We start from the raw sequence: 16,875 nt of genomic DNA on the forward strand, positions 1-16,875 counted from the left end.
ATGGCCGAGCCGGTATTGAGTGCGCGTGAAGGTATGAGTGAGCGGATGGTCGCCGATGAGACGCAGCACACGCGCTTCGCGACCGGCCAACCCGTTTGGCGAATGTGGACGGCCGCGTGGTTGGTGACTGCTGTGTTCATGCTGTCCAACTCGCCAACGCCGCTGTACGTCCACTGGCAGCAGGAACTCGGTTTCTCCACCGGCACGCTGACGGTGATCTTCGCCCTCTACATCGCCGGCCTGTTGGGCACCTTGCTGGTGGCCGGGCAGTTGTCCGACCACTATGGCCGCAAGCCGGTGTTACTGCCGGGGCTGTTGGCCGCGCTGACGGCCTGCCTTTTGTTCGCCGGTGCGCAGTCGGTGCTGGCGCTGGGCATTGCCCGCCTGCTGACGGGCATTGCCGTTGGCATAACGGTATCGGCCGGCATGGCGGCGGTCGGCGACCTGGCCGGCAGCGAACGCAGGCGCCAGGCGGCCTTGCTGGCCTCGGTGTCGATGGTCTTCGGGGCTGGGTTGGGGCCGCTGCTCGCGGGCGGCCTGGCGCAGACGATGACCCATCCGATCCTGCCGGTGTTCGTCACCGAGCTGGTTGTCCTCGGCAGTGTGCTGATCGTTGTCTGCCTGTTGCCCTTGCAGCGTCCGCTGCGATCCAGCAGCCAACCGTTGCGGCTTCGGCTGCCCACGGTGCCCGTCGGCAATCGACGGCATCTGGCTTACGGCATCGCCACCTTCGGGCCGGGCATCACGGCAACCTCGTTCGTGCTGGCGCTGGGGCCATCGTTACTGTCCCGGCTGCTCGACGTGCGCAGCCCCATGATCGCCGGCGGCATGGCGTGCGCCATGTTCCTGACCGCCACTGGCGTGCAGTTCGCAGTTCGCCATTGGCCGATACGCTCGATCTTCCTGGGCAGCACCACGGCCACGACACTGGCGATGGCGAGCCTGGGCATCGCCGTGCATGCCTCGCTCGCGCCGATACTGGTGGCGGCCGCGCTACTGGCGGGTGCCGGACAGGGCCTGGGCCAGTTGGGCGGCCTGACCCTGATTGGCCTGCATGTGCCCGACGAACGACGCGCCGAGGCGAATGCAGTGCTCAACATCGGCGGCTACATCCCGGCGGGACTGCTGCCGGTCGCGGCGGGCTTCTTGATCGACCGGCTCGGATTGGCGGGCGGCGCCACGCTGTTCGCCATCGTGCTGGGCTTGGCCGCAGGCTTGGGCGGGCTGTTCGTGTTCAAGGCGCTGACGCCAGCGGTACTTGGCGAACCGCGCGTAACGCAAGACCCTGAGAGGGAATGACAGTGGAGCTACGGCATCTGCGCTGTTTCCTAGCCGTAGCCGAAGAACTTCACTTCGCCCGCGCCGCCGAGCGGCTGCACATCGAGCAGTCACCACTGTCGCGTGCCATCAAGGAATTGGAAGAAGACTTGGGCTTATCGCTGTTCGCGCGCACCACACGCAGCACGCGGCTGACCCGTGCCGGCAAGCTGTTCCTTGAACATGTGCCGCGTGTGTTCGCGGCGCTGGATCAGGCGCGCGGTAGCGTCAAGGCAGCAGCCAACGGTTATCACGGTCAGTTGCGCATTGCGCTTTCCGATGGAATCACGCCTTCGCGTCTGCCAGCCTTGCTGGCGCTGTGCCGGCAGGAAGAACCTGAAGTGGAAATCAGGTTCTTCGAAGTGCCGCTGTCGCAGCAGGTCAAAGGGCTGCAGGATGATCTGTACGACGTGGGGTTTGCCCAATCCAATGAAGTCGGCGATGGCATCGCAGCCGTGCCCGTTTGGAGCGATCCACTGATGGTGGCCGTTCCCGCCCGCCATCCCTTGCTGACCCACAAGCGCATCCCGCTGGAAGAACTGCTTCGCTATCCGCTGGTGCTGTGCGATCCGCAGGCATGCGAGGGCCACGCACGACAAGTCGAGCGCGTGCTACGCAAGGCGGACACGGAGCCGCTGGTTGCTGAGCGGGTCGCATCCTGCGACCTGATGATGGCGCTGGTATCGGCCGGGTTTGCGCTGGGACTGACCGGTGCCGCACACATCACCACGAGCCGGGAAGCAGGCGTTGTGGCGCGGCCACTGGCGGGCCGCTCGCCGGTGCTCACCACCTACCTGTTGCACCCAACGGGCGAACCTTTGGAGACGCTGGCGCGCTTCATCGACCGGGTGCAGGCCATCGAATCACCCGAAGCCGACAGGCCCGCGTCAGGCCGTCATTTCGACACTCAGGAGGAATTAGAGCCATGAGGAAGACCCTCCCGTTCATGCTGGCCGTGGTGTTGTCTGCCTGCGGCCAATCCGAAACACCCCAAACGAAAAATCTGCCCACAGTGGAAGAGTTGGTCGCCGATCCCGTTCGACTGAAAGAGCTGCGCCAGCAGTGCAAGACAGATCGCGCGAAGCTGGGCGACGAACTGTGCAACCGGGTGGCCGAGGCGACGCGCAAGCGGTTCTATGGCGATGGCAAGGTGCCTTACACACAACCGAAGGAATCGCCGAAGTTCTGATCGTTGGCGTTTGCTCCGAACCTTGCGATTTCTTTCTCGACACGCTGCAATGCGATACCGCTTGCGGCGTTTCCCGTGCTCTCGCCTCTGCACGAATTCTTGTTCTCTCCTCGACCTTTGTCCCGATAACGGTCTTTGACCGGCACTGACACGACACCGAACCTCACGCCTGCGGCACGTCCTTGTGCTTGCGATGTGCAGGAGCAATTCGGAGGTCGGGATGCAAGGAACCAGTGTGCTGTTCGGTCAGGTGATGACGGTGTTTGGCATCGTCATTGCCGGCGTGTGGGGTGCCACGCAATGGACGGCCGCGGCACTGGGTTATCAACTGCGCCTGGGCACGCCATGGTTCGACTTTTTCGGCACACCGATCTACCACCCGTGGCGGCTGTTCGAGTGGTGGTTCTTCTTCGATGCCTACGCGCCAAAGATCTTCGACATCGGTGGCGCCATCGCGGGCGGCAGTGGCCTCCTTGCGGTGGTCGTCGCCATCGGCATGTCAATCTGGCGCTCTCGGCAATCGAAACTGGTCACGACCTATGGCTCCGCGCGATGGGCTGATACCGCTGAGATTCGCAAGGCTGGACTGACCAGCCCAGCCGGTGTCTTTCTCGGCCTGCATAACGACCAGTACCTGCGCCACGAAGGGCCGGAACACGTCCTGACCTTCGCGCCGACGCGTTCCGGCAAAGGTGTCGGCCTGGTCGTTCCCACCCTGCTGTCCTGGCCAGCATCCGCCGTGATCCACGACATCAAGGGCGAGAACTGGAACATCACCGCCGGCTGGCGCTCGTGCTTCTCGCACTGCCTGCTGTTCAATCCGACCGATGCGAAGTCCGCCGCGTACAACCCACTGTTGGAAGTGAGGCGCGATGCGCATGAAGTGCGTGACGTGCAGAACATCGCGGACATCCTGGTCGATCCCGAAGGTGCGCTGGAGAAGCGCAACCACTGGGAGAAGACTTCGCATGCGCTGCTGGTTGGCGCGATCCTGCATGTGCTGTATGCGGGCGAAGACAAGACCCTGCGCGGCGTCGCCAACTTTCTCTCCGATCCTGCGTGCCCGTTCGAGGTGACGCTGCATCGGATGATGACGACGCGTCATCTCGGCGATGTCGCACATCCCGTCGTCGCCTCCGCTGCACGCGAAGTGCTCAACAAGAGCGACAACGAACGCTCTGGCGTGTTGTCCACAGCGATGAGTTTTCTTGGTCTGTACCGCGATCCCACGGTGGCCGAAGTCACCTCGCGCTGCGACTGGCGCATCGCCGACCTGATCTCGGCCAAGCACCCGGTGTCGCTGTACTTGGTCGTGCCGCCGTCCGACATCAGCCGCACCAAGCCGCTGATCCGGCTGATCCTCAACCAGATCGGCCGGCGCCTGACCGAATCGCTTGATGGCAGCGACGGCGTGGAGCGCCGCCACCAATTGCTGCTGATGCTCGATGAGTTTCCCGCACTCGGACGCTTGGACTTCTTCGAGTCGACCCTTGCCTTCATGGCCGGCTACGGCCTGCGCGCTTTCCTCATTTCGCAGTCGCTCAACCAGATCGACAAGGCCTACGGCCAGAACCATTCGATCCTGGACAACTGCCATGTGCGTGTGACCTTCGCCACCAACGACGAACGCACGGCCAAACGCATTTCCGAAACACTGGGCACGGCCACCGAGCTGCGCGCGCAGCGCAACTATGCAGGGCATCGACTCGCGCCCTGGTTGGGCCACCTGATGGTGTCACGCCAAGAGACAGCGCGCCCACTGCTCACCCCCGGCGAGGTGATGCAGCTTCCGCCGGACGAGTCCGTGGTGATGGTTTCGGGCCATGCACCGATCAAGGCCAGGAAGCTGCGCTACTACGCCGACGCCAACTTCAAGCGCCGCGTGCTGTCACCGCCGGTGCTCGCGTTAGGCGGATACGCCGACATGCCGCCTGCTCGTGCCGATGACTGGAGTGGCTTGGCCCTTCCCACGGTCCCATCCGCTGTCCCGGGGCTTTCCGGTTTCGGTGGGCACGCCGATGAAGGCGGCCCGCGCCAGCAGCCGGAGTTGTCCGAGGTCGCCGCCTACGCCCCCGAGCCGGAGAGCCCGGCTAGCGACGTGTCGCTGCTCGATGACGACGACTTTCCGCTTCCCCTCCCGAGCCAGCTTGATCCGGCCATGCAGCGCACGGCCCGGCTGGCGTCCCTCGACCCTAACGACGGAATCCAGCTATGAGCCAGGCGCGCCTCAATCTCTTTGTCCAACCCGACCATGCCAAGCGCCTGGACGAACTGGCCGCCAAGAAGGGCGTGTCCAAGTCGTCAATCGTTGCGGCGGCATTGGCGTCCTGGCTGTCGCCCGACGCGGGCGACCAGCGTGAAGCGGCCATCGCCAAACGGCTGGATCGGCTGTCGCGGCAGTTCGAGCGGCTGGAGCGCGACCAGAACATCCAGATCGAGACGCTGGCGCTGTTCGTCCGCTACTTCCTGACCGTGAGCACGCCGGTGCCCGAAGCGCATCAGGACGCGGCGAAGGCCCAGGGCAAGGCCCGCTTCGAGCAGTTCGTTGAACAGCTCGGCCGTCACCTGCTGCGGGGGCGCAGCCTGGTGCGCGACGTGGTGGATGAACTGCAGCCGCAGGATCATCCATTGGGGACGCGGTTGGACGACGCGGCGGCCGTGGCCGAACCGCGGGAGCGTACCTCATGAGCGCCGTTCCCAAGCCCGAACCGTCATCCGCTGCGACTTCCCAGGATCGCCGCATCCGCATGTTGCGCACGGCAATGGGACCGCTGATTGCCGCCGCGCTGGACGACCCGGACGTGGTGGAGATCATGCTCAACCCCGACCGGACGTTGTGGATCGACCGGCTTTCGACCGGCCGTGCGCCGATGGGCGTCGAGATGCCCGAGGCCGACGGCGAACGCATCATCCGCCTCGTCGCCGCGCACGTCGGCACGGAAGTCCATCGCGGCCAGCCGCTGCTGACCGCCGAGCTGCCCGAAACCGGCGAGCGCTTCGAGGGCATCTTGCCGCCAGCCGCGCCCGGCCCAGCCTTCGCCTTGCGCAAGCGTGCCATCAGCATCATCGGCCTGGACCGCTATGTGGCCGACGGCATCCTTTCCGCCGAGCAGGCCGGCTTTCTGCGCCGCGCCGTGCGCGAACGGCAGAACATCCTGATCGCCGGCGGCACCAGCACCGGCAAGACCACACTTGCCAATGCGCTGTTGGCCGAGATCGCCCTGACCGGCGACCGCGTGCTGGTGCTCGAAGACACCATCGAGCTGCAATGCGCGGCCCGCGACCACGTGCCGCTGCGCACCCGCGCGGGCGTGGTGTCCATGCAGGAGTTGGTGCGCGCCACGATGCGTCTTCGCCCCGACCGCGTGATCGTCGGCGAGGTGCGCGGTGGCGAGGCGCTGGACCTCATCAAGGTCTGGGGCACCGGCCATCCGGGCGGTATCGCCACGATCCACGCCAGCTCCGCGCTGGGTGCGCTGCTGCGCGTGGAGCAACTGATTCTCGAGGTGGCTGTGAACCCGCCGCGTGCGCTGATCGCCGAGGCGGTCAACGTCGTGATCTACATCGCTGGCCGGGGCCGCTCGCGCCACATCGAGCACATCGCCCGCGTGGTCGGCTTCGACGGCGCGGGCTATTGCCTGACGGATGCCCTGGAGCCGTCGCTTCCATCCCTTTCGCTTCCTTCCTCAACCACCCTTGGAGAACTGCCATGACGCATGCCCATATCCCTGCCTTCCGTACTTCCGTAAATCCGCATCCGCGACTCCACTCGCGATTCCATTCGCTGCTGCGGCCCGCACAACAAGGGCTGCTGCTGGGCGTCCTGATGTTGTGCCTGGCGACGACCGCGCAAGCGGCGGGTTCCAGCATGCCCTGGGAAGGACCGTTGACCTCCATCTTGGAATCGATCCAGGGGCCGGTGGCCCGCATCGTGGCGGTGATCATCATCATTTCTACGGGCCTGGCGCTGGCGTTCGGCGATACCAGCGGTGGCTTTCGCAAGCTGATTCAGATCGTCTTCGGCCTGTCCATCGCATTCGCCGCATCGAGCTTCTTCCTGTCGTTCTTCAGCTTCTCGGGCGGAGCCGTCGTATGAGCGTGCAGGCCGAGTTCGCACCGGGCTTCGAGGTGCCGCTGCATCGCTCATTGACCGAGCCGATCCTGCTGGGCGGTGCGCCGCGCACGGTCGCCATTGCGAACGGCACGCTGGCCGCCGCCGTCGGGCTGGGCCTGCAACTGTGGATTCCCGGTCTGGTGCTCTGGATCGTCGGCCACTCGCTGGCGGTCTGGGGCGCGCGACTCGATCCGCAGTTCATGGCCGTGTTCGCGCGGCACATCAAGCACCGCCCACTGCTGGACGTGTGAGGACACCCCCATGATGAATCTTGCCGAATACCGTCAACGGCCCGCGCTGCTGGCCGACTGGTTGCCCTGGGCCGGTTTGATTGCGCCAGGGATCGTGCTCAACAAGGATGGCTCGTTCCAGCGCACAGCGCGCTTTCGCGGGCCGGACCTCGACAGCGCGACGCAGGGCGAGTTGATCGCCACGTCCGCGCGGTTGAACAACGCACTGCGCCGACTCGGCTCCGGCTGGGCCTTGTTCGTGGAAGCCGAGCGACGCATGGCTGAGCATTACCCGCAGTCCGACTTTCCCGAACCGCTGTCCTGGCTGGTGGACGAAGAACGCCGGGCATCGTTCGAGGAAGACCACAGCCACTTCGAGAGCAGCTACCACCTGACGCTGGTGTATTTGCCGGCCGAGGATTCGCGCGCCCGCGCAGCCAAGCTGCTGTACGAGAACACGCCGCAGGGTGGCGCGGACTGGCGGGAACGGTTGACCGCTTTCATCGCGGAGACGGATCGCTTCTTCGACTTGCTCGATGGCGTGATGCCGGAGATCGACTGGTTCGATGACAGCGAGACGTTGACCTATCTGCATGCCACTGTTTCCACCCGCCGCTATCGGGTCGCGGTGCCGGAACATCCGTTTCATCTGGATGCCTTGCTGGCCGACTCTGCCCTGGTCGGGGGGCTGGCGCCCATGCTGGGTGACCAGCATCTTCGCGTGGCGTCCGTGCGCGGATTCCCGACCTCGACCTGGCCGGGACTTCTCGACGATTTGAACCGACTCGGCTTCGCCTATCGCTGGTCCACGCGCTACTTGTGCATGGACAAATCCGAAGCCGAGAAGGAGTTGGGCCGGCTGCGTCGCCAATGGTTCGCCAAGCGCAAGAACGTCGTCGCGCTGTTGCGCGAGACCATCTTCCAGCAGGAAAGCCCTCTCGTCGACACCGACGCCTCGAACAAGGCGACGGACGCCGATGCAGCCCTGCAGGAGTTGGGCAGCGACCAAGTGGCTTTCGGCTACGTCACCGCAACCGTGACGGTGCTCGACGTCGATGCTGGTGCGGCCGACGAGAAGCTGCGGCGGGTGGAGCGCGCGATCCAGGGTCGTGGCTTCGTCACCATCCCGGAAACCCTCAATGCCGTGGATGCGTGGCTGTCGTCGATCCCTGGCAACGCCTACGCCAACGTTCGCCAGCCCATCATTTCGACGCTGAACCTAGCGCACCTGATGCCGGTGTCTGCGGTTTGGGCCGGGCCGGAAAAGAACGCGCATCTCGATGGCCCGCCGCTGATCGTCACACGCACCGATGGTGCGACCCCGTTCCGGCTTGTGACGCACATCGGTGACGTGGGACACACCCTGGTGGTCGGGCCCACCGGCATGGGCAAGTCGGTGCTGCTGGCGACGCTGGCCCTGCAGTTCCGACGGTATGCAGGTTCGCGCATCTTCGTCTTCGACATGGGGCGCTCGATGCGCGCCACCATCCTGGGACTCGGCGGTGAGCAATACGATCTGGGCACCGATGGCGACATCGCGTTCCAGCCGCTGGCGCGCATCAATCAGGAACGCTACCGCACCTGGGCGGCCGAATGGCTGGAAGGCCGATTGCTGCATGAGGGTGTCGTCGTTGGCCCGGATGAGAAGGCGGCGATCTGGTCAGCGCTTGGCAGCCTGTCTGGCGCACCGGTGGAGCAACGCACGCTGACAGGTTTGTCGGTGCTCTTGCAAAGCAATGCGCTGCGCCAGGCCTTGCAGCCCTATGTGCTGGGTGGCGCCCACGGCAAGCTGCTGGATGCGGATTCGGATCGTCTGGGCTCTGGCTCAGTCCAGTGCTTCGAGATGGAAGAGCTGATGCATAGCAAGGCCGCGGTACTGGCCGTGTTGGGCTATCTGTTCGCGCGCTTCGATGAACGCTTCGACGGCGCGCCCACGCTCCTGATCCTCGACGAGGCATGGCTGTTCCTGGATGACCCGGTGTTCGCCGCACGCATCCGCCAGTGGCTCAAGACGCTGCGCAAGAAGAACGTCAGCGTCATCTTCGCCACGCAGTCGCTGGCCGACATACAGAACTCGTCCATCGCGCCGGCCATCGTGGAGAGCTGCGCGAGCCGCATCTTCCTGCCAAACCCGCAGGCGACCGAACCACAGATCAAGGTGATCTACGAAGGCTTCGGCCTGAATCGTCGGCAGATCGACATCGTGGCCGAAGCGATTCCGAAGCGTGACTACTACTACCAATCGCGGCTGGGCAACCGACTGTTCGACCTGGATCTGGGGCCGGTAGCGCTGGCCTTTGCCGGCGCTTCGTCGCCGCAGGACCAGCGCGACATCGACAGCGTATCGACATCCATTCCGTCCTCGGACTTCGCGGCCGCCTGGCTGCGCCACCGCGGCCTCCACTGGGCCGCTGACCTTGTTCCGTCATTTCCCTCGAACCCACCACAGGAGCACACGCCATGAAGAAGACCTTGCTTGCCCTTGCCGCCGCCGCATTGATCGGTGGCATGCCTGTAGCGCACGCGCAGTGGGTCGTGATCGACCCGACCAACCTAACGCAGAACATCATGACTGCCGCGCGCACGCTGGAGCAGATCAACAACCAGATCCGGCAGCTGCAGAACGAAGCGCAGATGCTGATGAACCAAGCGAAGAACCTCACCAGTCTGGACTTCAGCGCGTTGAACGAACTGCGCGCGGCGCTGGCCAACACCAACCGCTTGATTCAGGAGGCGCAAGGCCTGGCCTTTGAGGTGTCGCGGATGGACACGGAGTTTCGACGTCTGTATCCGGAGTCGTACACGGCGGCCATCTCGGGCACGCAGATGGCGTTGGATGCGCGCGAGCGCTGGAAGAACTCGCTGGAGGCGCTGCGCACCGCCACCAAGATGCAGGCGCAAGCGGTGCAGAACTTCGCCTCCGACGAGCAGACGCTGACCGACCTGGTGAATCGGAGCCAATCGGCCGTCGGTGCATTGCAGGCCACGCAGGCCACCAACCAGCTGCTGGCCCTGCAAGCGCGGCAGTCCATCCAGGCGCAGCAACTGCAGATTACCCAGGACCGCACCGCGGCAGTGGAACAGGCGCGTCAGGCGGCTGCCAACGAACGTGCCCGCGAAGTGCGGCGGCGCTTCATCGGTGAGGGCACACCGTACACGCCCCAACCCGTGCATTTCTACAACGACTGAGGGCGATGCCATGAACACCGCCTTTGCGATCGTCGTGGCGCTGCTGCTCGCCGCCTGCGGCGAATCGGCGCCGAACGCGTCTGTGGATGCGCTGGCGAACGACCCGGTGCGCCTCAAGGCCGTGCGCCAGCACTGCAAGTCCGATCACGCGAAGGCGGGGGAAGCGCTGTGTCGTACCGCCGCCGAGGCATTCCGCAGGCGCTTCTTCGCGGGGACGGGCGGGCCAGACGAGTACCGCACGTTGGCCGACCTGCCGCCGATTCCGCCGAGCTTCGACGAACCCGCCGCGAGGGATGTGCCATGAACGACGTCGCGATCATCGACCGTTTCCTGCTCGTCTTTTCCACCTACATCGATTCGGGCTTCGGCCTGTTGCGCGGTGAAGTCGCGTTCTTGACCGCGACGTTGGTGGTCATCGACATGACGCTGGCAGGTCTCTTCTGGGCGATGAGCCATGCCAGCGGCAATGGCGACGATGTGATGGCCAAGCTGATCAAGAAGGTGCTGTACGTCGGTGCCTTCGCCTACATCATCGGCAACTTCAACCTGCTGGCGGACATCGTGTTCCGCTCCTTCGCCGGCCTGGGCCTGACAGCCACCGGTTCGATGCTGAGCATGGAGAACTTCCTGCAACCTGGGCGCCTGGCCAAGGTGGGTCTGGATGCCGGCGGGCCGATCTTTCTGCAGATCGACGAGCTGATGGGTTTCCCCGAAGTGTTCGTGAACCTCAACGTCATCGTCGTGCTGTTCCTTGCATGGCTGGTGGTGATCCTGACGTTCTTCGTGCTGGCGATCCAGCTTTTCATCACGCTGATCGAGTTCAAGCTGACCACGCTCGCCGGCTTCGTCCTGGTGCCATTCGCGCTGTGGAACAAGACTTCGTTCCTGGCCGAGAAGGTGCTGGGCAATGTGGTGTCCTCCGGCATCAAGGTGCTGGTGCTGGCGGTCATCGTCGGCATCGGCACAGGGCTGTTCTCCGAGTTTCAGACCGTCCCGGACGAACCTTCTATCGACCACGCGCTGGTGGTGATGCTGGCCTCGTTGTCGCTGCTGGGACTTGGAATCTTTGGGCCGGGTATTGCCACCGGACTGGTGTCTGGAGCGCCGCAGTTGGGCGCGGGTGCCGTAGCCGGTACGGCCTTGGGCGTCGCGGGGACAGCGGCGGCCGTGGGTGCCGCCGCCACCGGTGTGGGCGGCGCTGTCGCGGCGGGCGCACGCATGGCGCCGACCGCAGCAAAGATGGCCGCGAGCGGTGCCCGCTCGATGGCCTCGACCGCCGGGAGCGCGAAGTCAGCCTTTCAAGCCGGTGCCGCAGGTGCCGGCGGCGGACTCAAGGGCGCGGCGGCAGGTTTGGGCAATGTCGCCAAGACCGGCGCGCAGTCGGTCGGGCAGAAGGTCGCCGCTGGCGCCCAGTCGATGAAGGCGCGGGCAGCTGCGGCCCTCAAGCCTGACGCCCCCGCTTCCGTTGCTGGTGCAGCAGGCGCCAGCAACGGCCCGGCCGCTCAAGGCGGTGCCGATGCCGCATCCGCCAATACGCAACAACCCGCGTGGGCCAAGCGCCTGCAACGCAAGCAGCAACTGAGTCACGCCGCCACGACCGTCGCCCACACGCTGCGCGGTGGCGACGGCGGTGGCTCGGGCAGCGGTCCCAGCTTGCGCGACGACTCGACTTCCTAAGGAGAACAGCTCATGCGATTCAAACGACCGCAGGTGCGCTACGCCGACACGCCGCAACCTGCCACCCCGTATCAATCCGCCGAACAGGTCTGGGACGACCGCATCGGCTCTTCTCGTGTGCAGGCAAAGAACTGGCGGCTGATGGCCTTCGGTTGCCTGGCGCTTGCATTGCTGATGGCGGGTGGACTGGTCTGGCGCTCGGCGCAGTCCATCGTGACGCCGTTCGTGGTGGAGGTGGACAACGGCGGGCAGGTGCGCGCCGTCGGTGAAGCCATCACGCCGTACAAGCCCAACGATGCGCAGACCGCCCATCACCTGGCGCGCTTCGTCACGCTGGTGCGCTCGCTGTCCATCGATCCCATCGTCGTGCGCCAGAACTGGCTGGATGCCTACGACTACACCACCGACCGCGGCGCGGCCGTGCTCAACGACTACGCGCGCACCAACGATCCCTTCGTGCGGGTGGGCAAGGAGTCAGTGACGGTGCAGGTCACCAGCGTTGTGCGCGCCAGCGACGCATCGTTCAACGTGCGCTGGACCGAGCGCCGCTACGTCAACGGCGCAGCCGCGGGGCTGGAGCGATGGACGGCGGTGGTCTCCATCGTTCTGCAGACGCCACGCACCGAAGAACGCCTGCGCCGCAACCCGCTGGGCATCTACGTCAACGGCTTGTCGTGGAGCCGTGAACTCGACTCAATCGAAGGAGCCAAGCCATGAAAGCGTCTTTACGCATTTACGTTTCTCTGTCTCTGTTGGCCCTTGCGGGCTGCGCCACGCAGGGCAAGCCGCCACCTGTCATCACGCTGGACGAGCCCGTTGCGGCACAGGCGCTGCCGGAATCACCCAAGCCAATCGAAGTGGTGGCCGTCCCGCAACCGCTGGCGTTGCCGGCACAGCTCAAGCCCCTGCCGCTGGAGTCGGAAGCCATCGCCTCCCCGGAACCGACGGACGAAAAGGTGCGCGTGTCCCGCGCCAACGCGGAGGCACGCATGGCACCGACCCGCGAGGGTTACGTCAATGCGATCCAGGTGTGGCCGTTCACCGATGGCGCGCTGTATCAGGTCTATGCGAGTCCAGGTCGGGTGACAGTCGTGTCGCTGCAACCGGGCGAGGAACTGGTGACGGTCGCTGCCGGTGACACCGTGCGATGGATCGTGGGCGACACGTCCAGTGGCGCGGGCGCCGATCTGCGTGTGAGCGTGTTGGTGAAGCCCACGCGCAGCGGCCTGAAGACCAACCTGGTCATCACAACCAGTCGGCGGACCTACCTGATCGAACTGACCTCGACCGAGAAGGCATGGATGGCGTCGGTGTCCTGGGACTATCCGAAGGACCGCATGCTGGCCTTGCAACGCCAGGCGCAGGCGGCACAGGTTGCCGCGCCGGTCGATGCCGGTTTGTCGCTGGAGAAGATCCGCTTCCGCTATGCGATCAGCGGCAGCAATCCACCATGGAAGCCGCTGCGCGCCTTCGACGATGGCGAGAAGGTCTACATCCAGTTTCCCGGCGGCATCGCGCAGGGCGAGCTACCGCCGCTGTTTGTGATCGGCGCGCAGGGCGACGGGCAGTTGGTCAACTACCGTTTCCGTTCACCGTACTACATCGTGGATCGGCTGTTCGGCGCGGCCGAACTGCGCCTGGGCGCGGACAAGGGCGACGTGGTGCGCATCGAGCGCACCGATGGACAGAGGAACTGACCATGAGCGACGACGATACTGCCGATATTCCGGTGCCGGATGTGCCGCCGAAGGTGGCTCCCGAGAACGTGACGCTGCGCGCCCAGCCGCGCCCGGTGACGCGTTTGAACCGCCGCATGCTGGCCGTGCTGGCTGGCGGCCTGTCGGTCGCGGTGCTGGGCGCGCTGATGTGGTCGTTGCAACCGCAACGTCGTGGTGGCTCGGAAACGACCGAGCTGTACAACGTTGATCGTGTGTCGCGTTCCGAAGGACTCGACCGATTGCCCGCGGACTATTCCAAGCTGCCGCCGGCGGTGCCGCAATTGGGGGCGCCGCTGCCGGGCGACCTCGGAGGCCCGATCCACAAGGCCGAGCAACAGGCGCAGGGCTACGGCTACCAGCAGCCGGGTCATGACCCCGCCGAAGCCGAACGCCTGGCGCGCCTGAAGGAGGCCGAGGAAGCTGCAGCTTCATCGGTGTTCTTCCGCGCAGGTGGAGCGAAGGTGGCCGCCGCGGCATCGGCGCAGGGTGTGTCTGCTGCCGGCCCGGCCGCGAATGCCGCGTTCGACCCGATGGCTGCTGGCCCGGCCTCCACAGCCGCGCAACCCGCCGACCCTACGGCCGTGCAGAACCGGCAGGATCAGAAGGAAGCGTTCTTGAGCAAGGGCGGTTCCACACAAACACGTAGTTCCGGAAATCTTCAAATGCCTGCATCTCCTTACCAGGTGATGGCCGGTACAGTGATCGCGGCTGCGCTGGTGACAGGCATCAAGTCCGATCTGCCAGGCGATGTGATCGCCACGGTGACCGAGCCGGTCTACGACACGGCCACCGGCAAGTTCCTGCTGATCCCGCAGGGCGCCCGGCTCATGGGCAAGTACAACAGCCAGGTCAGCTACGGGCAAAGCCGGGTGCAGGTCGTGTGGAACCGGGCCATCCTGCCGGACACATCCTCGTTCCAACTCGACAACTTGGTGGGCTCCGACCCCGCCGGCTATGCCGGGCTGGAAGATGGGGTCGATTGGCATTGGGATCGCATCCTCGCGGGTGCGGCGATGACCACGCTGCTGGGCATCGGCGCCGAACTGGCCGCGCCGGAGAATCGCCAAGACGGCGATCGCGTCATCATTGCTGGGCGCGATGGTCTGCAGGACACCGTAAATCAGGTCGGCCAGGAGATGACTCGACGCAACATGAACATCCAGCCGACCTTGACCAGCAGACCAGGCTTGCCGGTGCGCATCATCGTCAATCGGGATCTGGTGCTGCGGCCCTATCAGCCGCTTTTCTTCGTCAAGGGAACATCGCGATGAGCGCGAACAAGCTGCGCCTGGGGCCGCTGCCCAGGACAGAGACCGTCAAGCTCACCTTCGCGTGTTCGGCGAGCCTGAAGGCTGATCTGGATCGCTATGCAACGCTGCATGCGCAGACCTATGGCGAAGCGGTCGACGCGGCGACGCTCATCCCGCACATGCTGGAAGCGTTCATAGCGCGGGATCGGGGGTTCAGAAAACATCCTGTCTCAAGCACCTAGTTCAAGGCAGAACGCGACCCTGTTGGCATTGGCTTCAATTGTTTTGTCGGATTGTCATGTGCGACTCGTCAAAAGCTGCGCGATACACCGACGAAAATATTAGTAACGCCTTCCTTGTCCTTCTGGATGAGTGGGCTAGCCGTCGCCTTGTCTGGAAGGATTTGATGCGAAACAACGCCGGTCAGCTTCCAATCCGCATTGATCGCATACGTTGCGCCAAGTGAGAGATGTGGGATGACCAGACTTCCCGGCTTGTAGGAGGCCACACCGCGCGCCACCTCCTTGTCGAGCGTCCCGTAGTAGTAGTTGGCGCGCTTCTCTGACATCCAAGTCAAGCCAACGTTCGGCACGATCGTCCAGCGGTTCCCCACCTGCCAGAAGTACTGATAGTTCAGCTTGGCTTCTGCCGCCTTGCTGGCGCCAGTCGCATCAGTCAAGGCTTGAGCAGCCAAAACGCCGTAGCGTCCTTTCCAAGCCGCCTCGATACCAACGTCAGCGCCCATCTTGCGGTCTTCCAACTGACTGCGAGACAAGCCGTATTTCGCGAGCGTCGACTCCTTCATGTCTTTGACATCGAGGCCGTCGAACTTGCCGCTCACGATGGCGCTAACGCTGAACGAGTCGTTGTTCAGGAGGTGCAAACCGCCATAGCCGCCACGCAAGAACAGTCGTTCGCCTTCATACGACAATACCGGGAAAGGCATGACCTTGTCTTTCTGCCCGAGGTAGGTGCCAGTGCGTGCCGAGACCCCGAGACCGAGGTTCCATTTGCCCTGACTGGCATCTTCGACTTTGCCATCCTGGGCCATTGCCACTAGAGGCACGGTGAGAATCGCGACACTAAGAATACGTTTGCGCATAGAAAATTCGCTCATAAGAATATTGGGAGATGGGAGGGACTACCGTAAGAACGGCATACGTGATGATTGAAAAGAAGAGGTTCAGTGGCGCAGCCGTCTCCTAGGATTTAAGGACGCACTTCACAACTCTGGTCAAAGCGCGAAGCAAGAGATCTCTATCAAGATCAGGCGAATGAACTTGGCGCATCTTCAGACCTTCATAGAGCAATTCGATAACCAGACCGCGTTCCGCTACCAGCTCTTCCGGAATTCCGTGTCCACCCTCTGCCTTGCTTCGGCTCATACCGCGATGAAAACTTCCGCGCAGCGCCTCTTCGTACTCCTTGAACGCTTCGGCGATCACCGGATCACGGGTCGCTTCCGCTGTAATTTCCAGCAGGAAAACGGGATGGAGTTCATCGAGTAATGGATCGTGCGGACGCGCGAAGGCTTCAGTTAAATCTTTTGCGATGTCAGGTGTTTCGCGCTCGGTCTTGTGGCGTTCCAGCGTCGTCGTCAATTGACGCCGTATCACTGCCCTAGTGATCTCGGCCTTGCTTTCAAAGTACCGGTAGATCAGGCCCGGGCTCATCTCTGCTGCCTCGGCGATGTTGGCTACGCTGGTCGAGTTCAGTCCTATTTCAATGAAGCACCGCTGGGCGGCCACCAGGATTCGTTCACGTTGTGCCTCCGCCCGCGCTTCGCCTTGGGGAGTCCGTTGTCGTGTGTTCGTCGCCATGGTTTTTCCTTGTTCAATTGCCCCAAACTCTGCTGGTTGCTTCCGGGTGCATTGCGTCTCTGGTTGACGGTTGCTCAACCTGGAATACAGAGAGCCTCGCAGTGCGTTGATCATATTGAGAATAAACGTTCACTCTCTTTTTGTCAATGGCTGACCTTACTTGTCGTCAAGCTTGTATTCAGCCCTGGCCCTCGCTCTGAGCGGGTTCCAGCGTGGTCCAAGTCAGCAACACTTCAAGACCGCTGAAAATGCCGTAGACCCCCGCGACGGCGAAGTAACCCAGGCTCATGGTCGAGCCCCCTTGCGAACCATCGGGCAGCGACATGTGGTAATCCACGCGATGACATCGGCCCGGCGCCAAGACCCGTCGT

General features: G+C 64.0%; 19 protein-coding genes. 16 read left to right on the plus strand and 3 right to left on the minus strand.

Annotated features, from left to right (window positions below; all coding sequences use genetic code 11):
- From FZ025_RS13950 to FZ025_RS14025, 16 genes are all read left to right on the plus strand, one after another.
- Positions 1-1,299, plus strand: a complete 1,299-nt coding sequence (locus tag FZ025_RS13950) for an MFS transporter (RefSeq protein WP_046977710.1) — start codon at positions 1-3, stop codon at positions 1,297-1,299.
- Positions 1,300-1,301: 2 nt separating this feature from the next.
- Positions 1,302-2,246 (plus strand): LysR family transcriptional regulator, encoded by a 945-nt coding sequence (locus FZ025_RS13955; RefSeq protein WP_104558243.1) that lies wholly within the window; start codon positions 1,302-1,304, stop codon positions 2,244-2,246.
- The gene (locus FZ025_RS13960; RefSeq protein WP_046977708.1) at positions 2,243-2,506 is read left to right on the plus strand and encodes an EexN family lipoprotein; all 264 of its coding nucleotides are present in this window, start codon (positions 2,243-2,245) and stop codon (positions 2,504-2,506) included. The genes FZ025_RS13955 and FZ025_RS13960 overlap by 4 nt, the downstream gene beginning before the upstream one ends.
- A 220-nt stretch (positions 2,507-2,726) precedes the next feature.
- Entirely contained in the window at positions 2,727-4,721 is a 1,995-nt protein-coding gene (locus tag FZ025_RS13965) for a conjugal transfer protein TraG (RefSeq protein ID WP_046977707.1), read from the plus strand.
- Positions 4,718-5,194 (plus strand): ribbon-helix-helix protein, CopG family, encoded by a 477-nt coding sequence (locus FZ025_RS13970; protein WP_046977706.1) that lies wholly within the window; start codon positions 4,718-4,720, stop codon positions 5,192-5,194. Before FZ025_RS13965 ends, FZ025_RS13970 begins: the two co-directional genes overlap by 4 nt.
- Positions 5,191-6,219, plus strand: coding sequence for a P-type conjugative transfer ATPase TrbB (trbB, locus tag FZ025_RS13975; protein WP_046977705.1), 1,029 nt, complete (start codon positions 5,191-5,193; stop codon positions 6,217-6,219). Before FZ025_RS13970 ends, trbB begins: the two co-directional genes overlap by 4 nt.
- Positions 6,216-6,602 (plus strand): TrbC/VirB2 family type IV secretion system protein, encoded by a 387-nt coding sequence (locus FZ025_RS13980; protein ID WP_046977704.1) that lies wholly within the window; start codon positions 6,216-6,218, stop codon positions 6,600-6,602. The genes trbB and FZ025_RS13980 overlap by 4 nt, the downstream gene beginning before the upstream one ends.
- Positions 6,599-6,871, plus strand: a complete 273-nt coding sequence (locus FZ025_RS13985) for a VirB3 family type IV secretion system protein (RefSeq protein WP_046977703.1) — start codon at positions 6,599-6,601, stop codon at positions 6,869-6,871. Before FZ025_RS13980 ends, FZ025_RS13985 begins: the two co-directional genes overlap by 4 nt.
- 10 nt (positions 6,872-6,881) lie before the next feature.
- Positions 6,882-9,314, plus strand: coding sequence for a conjugal transfer protein TrbE (trbE, locus tag FZ025_RS13990; RefSeq protein WP_046977702.1), 2,433 nt, complete (start codon positions 6,882-6,884; stop codon positions 9,312-9,314).
- Positions 9,315-9,358: 44 nt separating this feature from the next.
- Complete coding sequence (gene trbJ / locus FZ025_RS13995; RefSeq protein WP_425509711.1) at positions 9,359-10,039, plus strand: P-type conjugative transfer protein TrbJ; 681 nt, start codon at positions 9,359-9,361, stop codon at positions 10,037-10,039.
- Positions 10,040-10,049: 10 nt separating this feature from the next.
- On the plus strand, positions 10,050-10,343 hold the full coding sequence (locus tag FZ025_RS14000; RefSeq protein ID WP_046977700.1) for an EexN family lipoprotein: 294 nt from the start codon (positions 10,050-10,052) through the stop codon (positions 10,341-10,343).
- Complete coding sequence (gene trbL, locus FZ025_RS14005; RefSeq protein WP_046977699.1) at positions 10,340-11,716, plus strand: P-type conjugative transfer protein TrbL; 1,377 nt, start codon at positions 10,340-10,342, stop codon at positions 11,714-11,716. The genes FZ025_RS14000 and trbL overlap by 4 nt, the downstream gene beginning before the upstream one ends.
- Positions 11,717-11,728: 12 nt before the next feature.
- Positions 11,729-12,433, plus strand: coding sequence for a conjugal transfer protein TrbF (gene trbF, locus FZ025_RS14010; protein WP_046977698.1), 705 nt, complete (start codon positions 11,729-11,731; stop codon positions 12,431-12,433).
- Positions 12,430-13,413, plus strand: a complete 984-nt coding sequence (gene trbG, locus FZ025_RS14015; protein ID WP_046977697.1) for a P-type conjugative transfer protein TrbG — start codon at positions 12,430-12,432, stop codon at positions 13,411-13,413. The genes trbF and trbG overlap by 4 nt, the downstream gene beginning before the upstream one ends.
- Positions 13,414-13,415: 2 nt before the next feature.
- Positions 13,416-14,705, plus strand: coding sequence for a TraB/TrbI/VirB10 family type IV secretion system protein (locus FZ025_RS14020; protein ID WP_046977696.1), 1,290 nt, complete (start codon positions 13,416-13,418; stop codon positions 14,703-14,705).
- On the plus strand, positions 14,702-14,926 hold the full coding sequence (locus FZ025_RS14025) for a DUF2274 domain-containing protein (protein WP_046977695.1): 225 nt from the start codon (positions 14,702-14,704) through the stop codon (positions 14,924-14,926). Before FZ025_RS14020 ends, FZ025_RS14025 begins: the two co-directional genes overlap by 4 nt.
- A gap of 68 nt (positions 14,927-14,994) precedes the next feature.
- On the opposite strand, the gene FZ025_RS14030 is transcribed toward FZ025_RS14025, so the two are convergent.
- The 3 genes from FZ025_RS14030 to FZ025_RS14040 form a co-directional block, all read right to left on the minus strand.
- A complete protein-coding gene (locus FZ025_RS14030) occupies positions 14,995-15,801 on the minus strand; it encodes a MipA/OmpV family protein (protein WP_104558244.1) in 807 nt (268 codons plus the stop codon).
- Positions 15,802-15,886: 85 nt separating this feature from the next.
- Positions 15,887-16,504 carry a TetR/AcrR family transcriptional regulator gene (locus tag FZ025_RS14035; RefSeq protein ID WP_158185571.1) on the minus strand — a complete coding sequence of 206 codons (618 nt, stop codon included), beginning with the start codon at positions 16,502-16,504 and terminating at the stop codon, positions 15,887-15,889.
- A 178-nt stretch (positions 16,505-16,682) separates the two neighbouring features.
- The gene (locus FZ025_RS14040) at positions 16,683-16,829 is read right to left on the minus strand and encodes a hypothetical protein (RefSeq protein ID WP_158185572.1); all 147 of its coding nucleotides are present in this window, start codon (positions 16,827-16,829) and stop codon (positions 16,683-16,685) included.
- Positions 16,830-16,875: the final 46 nt, after the last annotated feature.

It is taken from the genome of Xanthomonas hyacinthi, from assembly GCF_009769165.1.
Taxonomy (GTDB): domain Bacteria; phylum Pseudomonadota; class Gammaproteobacteria; order Xanthomonadales; family Xanthomonadaceae; genus Xanthomonas_A; species Xanthomonas_A hyacinthi.

Bases quoted from the DNA above. Each gene is read 5' to 3' on its own strand.
- FZ025_RS13960 (WP_046977708.1), top strand. From the start codon at position 2,243: ATGAGGAAGACCCTCCCGTTCATGCTGGCCGTGGTGTTGTCTGCCTGC.
- FZ025_RS14020 (WP_046977696.1), top strand. From the start codon at position 13,416: ATGAGCGACGACGATACTGCCGATATTCCGGTGCCGGATGTGCCGCCG.
- trbJ (WP_425509711.1), top strand. From the start codon at position 9,359: ATGCCTGTAGCGCACGCGCAGTGGGTCGTGATCGACCCGACCAACCTA.
- FZ025_RS13985 (WP_046977703.1), top strand. From the start codon at position 6,599: ATGAGCGTGCAGGCCGAGTTCGCACCGGGCTTCGAGGTGCCGCTGCAT.
- FZ025_RS13965 (WP_046977707.1), top strand. From the start codon at position 2,727: ATGCAAGGAACCAGTGTGCTGTTCGGTCAGGTGATGACGGTGTTTGGC.
- trbG (WP_046977697.1), top strand. From the start codon at position 12,430: ATGAAAGCGTCTTTACGCATTTACGTTTCTCTGTCTCTGTTGGCCCTT.
- FZ025_RS14025 (WP_046977695.1), top strand. From the start codon at position 14,702: ATGAGCGCGAACAAGCTGCGCCTGGGGCCGCTGCCCAGGACAGAGACC.
- FZ025_RS14030 (WP_104558244.1), bottom strand. From the start codon at position 15,801: ATGAGCGAATTTTCTATGCGCAAACGTATTCTTAGTGTCGCGATTCTC.
- FZ025_RS14040 (WP_158185572.1), bottom strand. From the start codon at position 16,829: ATGTCGCTGCCCGATGGTTCGCAAGGGGGCTCGACCATGAGCCTGGGT.
- FZ025_RS13980 (WP_046977704.1), top strand. From the start codon at position 6,216: ATGACGCATGCCCATATCCCTGCCTTCCGTACTTCCGTAAATCCGCAT.
- trbL (WP_046977699.1), top strand. From the start codon at position 10,340: ATGAACGACGTCGCGATCATCGACCGTTTCCTGCTCGTCTTTTCCACC.
- trbB (WP_046977705.1), top strand. From the start codon at position 5,191: ATGAGCGCCGTTCCCAAGCCCGAACCGTCATCCGCTGCGACTTCCCAG.
- FZ025_RS13950 (WP_046977710.1), top strand. From the start codon at position 1: ATGGCCGAGCCGGTATTGAGTGCGCGTGAAGGTATGAGTGAGCGGATG.
- trbF (WP_046977698.1), top strand. From the start codon at position 11,729: ATGCGATTCAAACGACCGCAGGTGCGCTACGCCGACACGCCGCAACCT.
- FZ025_RS14035 (WP_158185571.1), bottom strand. From the start codon at position 16,504: ATGGCGACGAACACACGACAACGGACTCCCCAAGGCGAAGCGCGGGCG.
- FZ025_RS14000 (WP_046977700.1), top strand. From the start codon at position 10,050: ATGAACACCGCCTTTGCGATCGTCGTGGCGCTGCTGCTCGCCGCCTGC.
- trbE (WP_046977702.1), top strand. From the start codon at position 6,882: ATGATGAATCTTGCCGAATACCGTCAACGGCCCGCGCTGCTGGCCGAC.
- FZ025_RS13970 (WP_046977706.1), top strand. From the start codon at position 4,718: ATGAGCCAGGCGCGCCTCAATCTCTTTGTCCAACCCGACCATGCCAAG.